The sequence below is a fragment of the Pseudomonas sp. GW821-FHT02A08 genome, assembly GCF_059422045.1.
The window spans coordinates 38,769-46,828 of record NZ_JBWKWD010000046.1; the positions used below are offsets into that span (position 1 = coordinate 38,769).

6 protein-coding genes and 1 tRNA gene are annotated in these 8,060 nt (G+C 59.4%); all 7 read left to right on the plus strand.

Annotation, left to right across the window (positions count from 1 at the left end; genetic code table 11):
- Positions 1 to 21 precede the first annotated feature (21 nt).
- The 7 genes from atzF (at position 22) to AC07W4_RS24735 (ending at position 7,781) form a co-directional block, all read left to right on the plus strand.
- A complete protein-coding gene (gene atzF, locus AC07W4_RS24705) occupies positions 22 to 1,800 on the plus strand; it encodes an allophanate hydrolase (protein ID WP_495034332.1) in 1,779 nt (592 codons plus the stop codon).
- Between the two features lie 191 nt (positions 1,801 to 1,991).
- Positions 1,992 to 3,485, plus strand: a complete 1,494-nt coding sequence (locus AC07W4_RS24710; protein WP_495034333.1) for a sensor domain-containing diguanylate cyclase — start codon at positions 1,992 to 1,994, stop codon at positions 3,483 to 3,485.
- A complete protein-coding gene (locus AC07W4_RS24715; protein WP_008050697.1) occupies positions 3,472 to 3,690 on the plus strand; it encodes a cysteine-rich CWC family protein in 219 nt (72 codons plus the stop codon). Before AC07W4_RS24710 ends, AC07W4_RS24715 begins: the two co-directional genes overlap by 14 nt.
- Positions 3,691 to 3,724: 34 nt before the next feature.
- A complete protein-coding gene (locus tag AC07W4_RS24720) occupies positions 3,725 to 4,417 on the plus strand; it encodes a pseudouridine synthase (RefSeq protein WP_495034334.1) in 693 nt (230 codons plus the stop codon).
- Positions 4,418 to 4,731: 314 nt separating this feature from the next.
- A complete protein-coding gene (locus AC07W4_RS24725; RefSeq protein WP_495034335.1) occupies positions 4,732 to 5,616 on the plus strand; it encodes an alpha/beta fold hydrolase in 885 nt (294 codons plus the stop codon).
- A 181-nt stretch (positions 5,617 to 5,797) separates the two neighbouring features.
- Positions 5,798 to 5,871 (plus strand) — tRNA-Gly (locus AC07W4_RS24730).
- Between the two features lie 365 nt (positions 5,872 to 6,236).
- Complete coding sequence (locus AC07W4_RS24735) at positions 6,237 to 7,781, plus strand: Fic family protein (protein ID WP_495034336.1); 1,545 nt, start codon at positions 6,237 to 6,239, stop codon at positions 7,779 to 7,781.
- Positions 7,782 to 8,060: the final 279 nt, after the last annotated feature.

Sequence of the window (8,060 nt, forward strand, 5' to 3'; positions counted from 1 at the left end):
ATTTTGAAAAGGACTCATGCCATGAACATCAATCTGCAACTCGACGCCCTGCGCGACGCTTATCGCGACGGCCGCACCACGCCACGGCAATTGCTGCTGCAACTGCGGGACAAAGCCGCCGCGCTGAACCCGGACTATCACCTGTTCATCCACTTGCTCAGTGTCGATGAACTGGAGCCCTACCTCGCTGCCCTCGACGGTCGCGACTTCGACAGCCTGCCGCTGTACGGCGTGCCGTTTGCGATCAAGGACAACATCGACCTGGCGGGCATTGCGACCACCGCGGCGTGCCCGGCATTCGCCTACGTGCCGGAGCGTTCGGCGACCATCGTCGAACAATTGCTGGCCCTTGGTGCGATCCCGTTGGGCAAGACCAACCTCGACCAGTTCGCCACGGGGCTCAACGGCAGCCGCTCACCGTACGGCGTGTGCCCCAACAGCATATTGCCGGAGTATCCCTCGGGCGGTTCCAGCGCCGGATCGTCGCTGGCGGTGGCGCTAGGGGTCGCGAGTTTTGCGCTGGGCACCGACACCGCCGGCTCCGGGCGTGTGCCGGCGGCGTTGAACAACCTGGTCGGCCTGAAAGCCACCAAGGGCCTGATCTCGACGGCCGGCGTGGTTCCGGCCTGTCGTACACTGGATTGCGTCACCACTTTCACCGCCACGGCGCGGGAGGCCAGTCAGTTGCTGGCGCTCACCGCACGCCTCGACCCACGGGACGAATACAGCCGCAGCAATCCACTGTGGAACGACGGCTCGGCGTTCGGTACACCACGTCCCTTCCGTTTCGGCGTACCCCGTGCACAGGACCTGCAATTCTTCGGTTGCCCTGAAGGCCCGCTGTTGTTCGGTGATGCCATCGACCGCCTCAAGGCCCTGGGCGGCGAAGCGGTGGAACTGGACCTGTCGCCGTTCCTGGAGGCCGCACGCTTGCTCTATGAAGGCCCGTGGGTGGCCGAACGCTACAGCGTGACCGGGGAGTTGATGGCGCAAAAACCCGAGGCCGTGTTGCCGGTGATTCGCGCCGTTTTGGCCAAGGCACCCGCTGTCGATGGCGTACAAACTTTCCGCGCCCAATACCGGCTGCAAGCGCTCAAAGCCCTGTGTGACACAGCGCTGGAAGGCCTGGATTGCGTCGTCACGCCGACCATCGGCCGCCCGGTGACACTGGCGGAACTCGAGGTCGAACCGGTGCTGCGCAATTCGGAACTGGGCTACTACACCAACTTCATGAACCTGCTCGACTTCGCCGCCGTCGCCGTGCCCAGCGCATTCATGGACAACGGCATGCCTTGGGGCGTGACGCTGTTTGGCCGCGCCTTCACCGATCAGTATCTGTTGAGCGTAGCGGATGCCCTGCAGCGCCAGCAGGGCCTGGCCGCGCCTGCACCGGCGACGATAGCCCGCCATGATCGGGCGCGGCTGGTGGTCTGCGGTGCGCACCTGGACGGGTTGGCGTTGAACTGGCAGCTCAGGCAGCGCGGTGCCCGTTTGATGGAAACGACATTCAGCTCACCGGATTATCAACTCCATGCCCTGGCCGGCGGCCCGCCGTTTCGTCCGGGCATGGTCCGCGTGAAGGATGGCGGCGTGGCGATTGCGGTGGAAGTCTGGGAGTTGCCGAGCAGCGAGTTGGGTTCGTTCCTGACCGGGATTCCGGCGCCGCTGGGGTTGGGCAAGGTGCAACTGGCGGACGGTCGCTGGGAGAGCGGGTTTATCTGCGAGGCCCATGGGCTGGAGGGCGCGGTGAACATCAGCCATTTGGGCGGGTGGCGGATGTATCTGAAAACACTGCGTTGATCTTTCGATTCGCGGGCAAGCCCGCTCCCACAAGGACCGCGCTGTACCTGTGGGAGCGGGCTTGCCCGCGAAGGCGTCGGCTCAGGCACCACAGCCCTCGATGCTTGCCAATTCATTCTGCAAATGCCGCAGTTTTTCCCCTGCAGTGCCATTAGAATGCCTGCCATCGGACCTCTGCCAACGGAACTGCCATGCCGCTTCGCTCGCCGCTGTATTCTCAACGTTCGTTGGTACTCACGCTGGTCGCGTTGCTGGGCGCAGGTTTCCTCGCCACCTCCTTCCTCAGTTACTACGCCTCCCGGGCCTCGATCCGCGACAACATCGTCAACACCGAACTGCCGCTGACGTCGGACACGGTCTACTCGGAAATCCAGAAAGACCTTGTCAGGCCGATCCTGATTTCCTCGATGATGGCCCGCGACACCTTCATGCGCGACTGGGTGGTCAACGGTGAGAAAGACTCCGACCAGATGACCCGTTACCTCAACGAGGTCATGACCCACTACGGCGCCTACACCGCGTTCTTCGTCTCCAACACCAGCCTGACCTACTACCATGCCAAGGGTGTGCTCAAGCAGGTCAAGACCACCGAGCCCCGCGATGCCTGGTACTTTCGCGTGCGGGACATGAAGGATCCGTACGAGATCAACGTCGACCCGGACCTCGCCAACAAGGACAACCTGACCTTCTTCATCAACTACAAGGTCTACGACTACAACAGCCGATTCATCGGCGCGGCCGGGGTTGGCCTGACTGTCGACGCCGTGATCAAGCTGATCGACAAGTACCAGCAACGTTATCAACGCAGTGTGTATTTCGTCGACAACTTCGGGCGCCTGGTGCTCACCGGCGCCGAAGGGGGGCCGCAGGGTGCGCACATCGGGCAGAAACTCAGCGAACTCGACAGCATGAAAGACCTGGTCAGCCGGCTGCCCAAACCCCACAGCGGTAGTTACGAATACTCCGTGCAGGGCCAGGGGCATTTCCTCAACGTGCGGTTTATCCCGGAGCTGAACTGGTACCTGTTCGTCGACAAACGCGAAGACAGCGCCCTTGGTGAAATCCGCCAGTCGCTGTACCTCAACCTGCTGATCTGCCTGCTGGTGACCTTGATCGTGCTGGCCTTGCTCAACCGGGTGATCAAACGCTATCAGGACAAGATCCAGGCCCAGGCCATCCTCGACAGCCTGACCGAACTGCCCAACCGTCGTGGCTTCGACCTGCTGGCCGCGCAAGCCATGCACGAAGCCCGGCGCGAGCCCAGGCCCCTGACCGCCTTGCTGCTGGACCTCGACCATTTCAAGGCGTTGAACGACACCTACGGCCACCTGGCCGGCGACCAGGTACTGACCGGTTTCGCCCGGGATCTGGAAAGTTGCCTGCGGCACTCCGACATCGTCTGCCGCTGGGGCGGTGAAGAGTTCATCGTGCTGCTCAAGGACACCGACGGTAAGACCGGTCTGATGATTGCCGAGAAAATTCGTCAGCACGTGGAACAACAGCTCTATGCCTACAACGACAAAGCCTTGCAACTGACAGTGAGCATCGGCCTCACCACCCTGCAGCCCGATGACACCTTGCACAGCCTGCTGTCACGGGCGGATCATGCGATGTATCGTGCCAAGCAAACCGGCCGTAACCGCACCTGCGTGGAAAAACCTCACTCCAGCTATGAACCAGCCTGACCTCTGCCCCGCCTGCGGCGCCCCCAACGACTGCACCCTGGCCGATCCGCGAACCGCTGACCGCGCCTGCTGGTGCTACGGCGTCAGCATCGACCCGGCCGTGCTCCAGGCGCTGCCGGCGGAACTGCGCGACGCCTCGTGTCTGTGCCCGCGCTGCGCCGAGGTCGAGGCGCAATTGCAAGCAGCGTCCGGGTCGATCAAGTAAGATGCGCCCCCCTTTCCCTACCGATCCTTAAGTCATGCGTGTCGACCGTTTCCTCAGCAACCTGCCGTGCTTCAACCGTAAGCAGGTGCGCCTGTTGCTGGTGGAAAAACGCGTCAGGGTTGACGGAAAAGTCGTCAGCGACCCGCACAGCGAAGTCCGCGAATTCAGCCGAGTCGAAGTCGACAACGAAGTACTGCAACTCGGCAAACCCCTGCGTCACTTCATGTTGCACAAGCCCGCCGGATGCGTCAGCGCCACCCGGGATCCGCAGCACCCGACCGTGCTCGATCTGATCCAGGAACCGGACAAGGACGAACTGCACATCGCCGGACGCCTGGACTTCAACACCACCGGCCTGATGCTGATCACCAACGACGGCAGCTGGTCGCGGCGCCTGACCCAACCGCAGACCAAACTGCCCAAGGTCTATTACGTCGAAACCGAGCAGGACATCGGCCCCGAATACGCGATCACGTTCAGCCAAGGGCTGTACTTCGCCTTCGAAGACCTCACCACGCAACCGGCCGGGCTAGAGCTGCTCGGGCCAAAATGCGCACGTCTGAGCATCGTCGAGGGCCGTTATCACCAGGTCAAGCGCATGTTCGGCCACCTCAACAACAAGGTGATGCGCCTGCACCGCGAATGCATGGGGTCGCTGGTGCTCGACGACGCGTTGAAACCGGGCGAATACCGCCCACTGAGCGCTGAAGAGATCGGATCGATCTAAGCAGGCGACCGCCGAGCAGAAAGTTGTCGAACAATTTACCAACGGCACTTGCGCGATGACGTGACCCCTGCTTGAATCAGGACGTCGGCCGAAATGTGACCGATGAGTCACCACATACTTCCAAGAAACTTTTTGCCGGTAGGAACCCTTGGGTTCCGGCCTCATCCGGCAGACTGCCCGCCAATAACAATACCCGTCGACCGGACTGCAATGGATCGACATGGGCCTCTCAAATTCCAGGCGTATGCCTACCTGTCACAAAGCTCGTGCAATCTCTATTTGCGCGCATACCCGCTTGCCAGGAGTCTTATGACATGAGGCCAGAAATCGCTGTGCTGGATATACAGGGTCAGTATCGGGTTTACACGGAGTTCTATCGCGCAGACGCCGCAGAGAAGACCATTATCTTGGTCAACGGCTCGATGGCCACGACTGCGTCGTTTGCACAAACCGTGAAAAACCTCCATCCGCAGTTCAACGTCGTCTGCTACGACCAGCCCTACGCGGGCCGGTCAAAAGCCCACAACCTGCATGAAAAAATGCTCACCAAGGAAATCGAAGGGCAGATCCTTCTTGAGCTGATCGACCACTTCGCCGCCGAACACGTGCTGTCGTTCTCCTGGGGCGGTGCGGCGACCATGATGGCGTTGTCGCAACGGCCACGGCGCATCGAAAAAGCCGTGATCAGCTCGTTCTCCCCGGTGATCAACGCGCACATGCTCGACTACCTCGAGCGCGGCGTCGAACACCTCGGCAACCTGGACCGCGACCGGGTCGGACACCTGGTGAACGACACCATCGGCAAACACCTGCCGTCGCTGTTCAAGCGCTTCAACTATCGCCACGTCAGCTCCCTGGCCGAACATGAGTACGGGCAGATGCACTTCCACATCAACGACGTGCTGCACAGCGACCGCCAGTGCTACCTGCACGCGGCGAAGAAAATCGACGTGCCGGTGCTGTTCCTCAACGGCGAATGGGACGAATACACCGCCGCCGACGACGCCCGGTTGTTCGCCGGTCATGTGCAACACAGCACGTTCAGCACCATTCAGGCCACCGGCCACTTTCTCGACATGGAGCACAAAGCCGCCTGCCGAGACAGCCGCAACGCACTGATAGGCTTCCTGAAACCAGCGCAACACGAAAGCCGACCGCGTTACCACAACGTCCAGGAACACCATGCATTGGCAGGCTGAAGTAGCGTCATCGCGAGCAAGCACCGCCCTGCTGCGTTAAACGCATTCTGCAGGCGCGAGGCTTGCCCGCGATCGACCGTCAAACGGTCCGGGCTTTTTTGTCACATCTGCGTTAAGCCCGCTCCACGTAAAGAAAAACTTCAAATCCGCGGCCGTATCTGGTACAAAGTCAGCGCTCTGAGCGGGTGTCGTATAATGGCATTACTCCAGCTTCCCAAGCTGATAACGAGGGTTCGATTCCCTTCACCCGCTCCAATCAATTTCAGTCTCACGTCAAAGTGGTTTTGACGGGGGATGCAGAATCAGAAAAAACCGGTCCAAGTGGCCGGTTTTTTTATGGGCGGGATTTGGGGGACTCGCTGGTATAGGGACTCCTCCTCATCCGAACCCTGCGCAACTTTTTTCGTTTAGAAGGCTTACCTGACGCCCCCCATACGCAAAGCGCTCCTGTGCAGAAGCGGCTACTATAAAAGTCCCGTTAGCGTTTTTTTCGCATGATGGTGATTTGTTAGCGAATTTCGGTGACCGTTAACCCTTTCACCCCCCCCATGAAATTAACGCTTTCGCGTAGGATCAGTTATTTGTTAGCGTTTTTATCGCCTCAGTAAAGGATTTCGTTAATGCAGGTCGGTTTAAAGGCACTCGCAAACCAGTACGACATCGTTCTGGCACAGCCATTGCGTGTCGAATCGACGATTGGCACGACACGTGTCAGTCGCGAAAGCAGCGGGCATACGCAGAATCAGTATCCCCCGAGCTACCGGCCTGCCGACGATTTCTCAGGGCATTTCGAATTCGGCCTCAAATACGAAGAGATCCATCTCGAATTCTTTGCTCGCTTGTTTGCAAAGACCGGACCCGACCCTATCGAAGCCTGGTGCCGGCGAGAGCCTTTTGGCCAATATGCTCGCCGCACGGGGTTTCTCTATGAATGGCTGACAGGGCAAAGTCTGGATGTGCCAGACGTAACCAACGGTGGCTATGTCGATGCACTTTCTGCGCAGGACTACCTCACCCGTAGTCAACCACCACGAGTTCGACGTTGGCGAGTCAAAAACAACCTGCCCGGTACACCCGGTTTTTGCCCTTTAGTTCGTCGCACGACGGCAGTCAAAGAGGCTCTGCAATTCGATCTCGGCGCGGAGTTGAAAGAGTTGGATCGAACCTTTGGTGCCGATATCTTGATGCGTACGGCCAGTTGGTTGACGTTCAAGGAGTCACGAGCCAGCTTTCTCATCGAAAAAGAGGCCGACCAGGCTGATCGCATCCAGCGTTTTGCGCATGTCATTGCCCAGCACTGCGGCCATATCGAAGCCCCATTAAGCAATGACAGCCTACGTTCCCTGCAAGCCGGTATTTTGGGTCGAGATGCCATTGGGCTCGGCTTGCGGCGCTCCCCGGTATTTGTAGGTCAGGCCACAATGCGCGAGGACATCGTGCATTACATTGCCCCGCACTTTGAAGAACTTGCCCCTCTACTGGAAGGCCTCAACGAGTTCGAGATCGCGACGCGAGGTGCCGAGTCAGTGGCACGCGCCGCAGTGCTTGCATTCGGCTTCGTGTACATCCATCCCATGCGTGACGGCAACGGCCGGATTCATCGCTTCCTGATCAACGACACCTTGATCAGGGACAAGGCAGTGCCCGACGGAGTGATCCTGCCCGTGTCAGCCACTATCACCAGTTCGATCGATTTCAGGGCAGGCTACGACCGTACGCTCGAGGTGTTTTCACGACCGTTTATGCGCCGTTACGCGGCGACTTATCGATTCAGTGAACTCGTGACCTATGAGGACGGAACTCCCAGCAATTTCATCTTCGATGAATACAAAGACGCAGGCTTTGCCTGGCGCTACCCAGACCTGACCGAACACGTCTTGTACACCGCTCGCGTCGTTGAGCACACAATTCGTACGGAGATGGCGGATGAAGCACGAGTTTTAATGATCTTTCAGCGAGCGCAGGAACAACTCAAAGAAGTGCTCGAGATGCCGGATCAGGATGCGAACCGGATCATCCGTTCGATCAAGGAGAACGGCTGGGTGGTGTCCGGAAAGCTGAAGAAAGGATACCCGCAGCTTGAAAATGAAGGCATGGCGCAACGTGTTGTGGATGCAGTGCGCTCCGCGTTTGAGGATCGAGTGATGGGGGCTGATGAAGAGTGATCTTCGGTAGAACTGGATAGCGTGCAACTGCAGCTGAAAAGGAGACCGGTCCGAGTGGCTAATGCCAGTCAGTTAAGCAATTTCAGCCGCGACACCCTTTGTAGCAGCTGCCGAGCCCGCGAGGCTGCGTTCGACTGCGAAGCAGTCGTAAAATCAGTCATTGCGGTACGTCAGGCAGGCTGCGTCAGCAGGACTCACGACTGCTATGCAGCCGAACGCAGCCTCGCGGGCTCGGCAGCTGCTACAGATCGCATTACCGCTTAACTGACTGGCATTAGC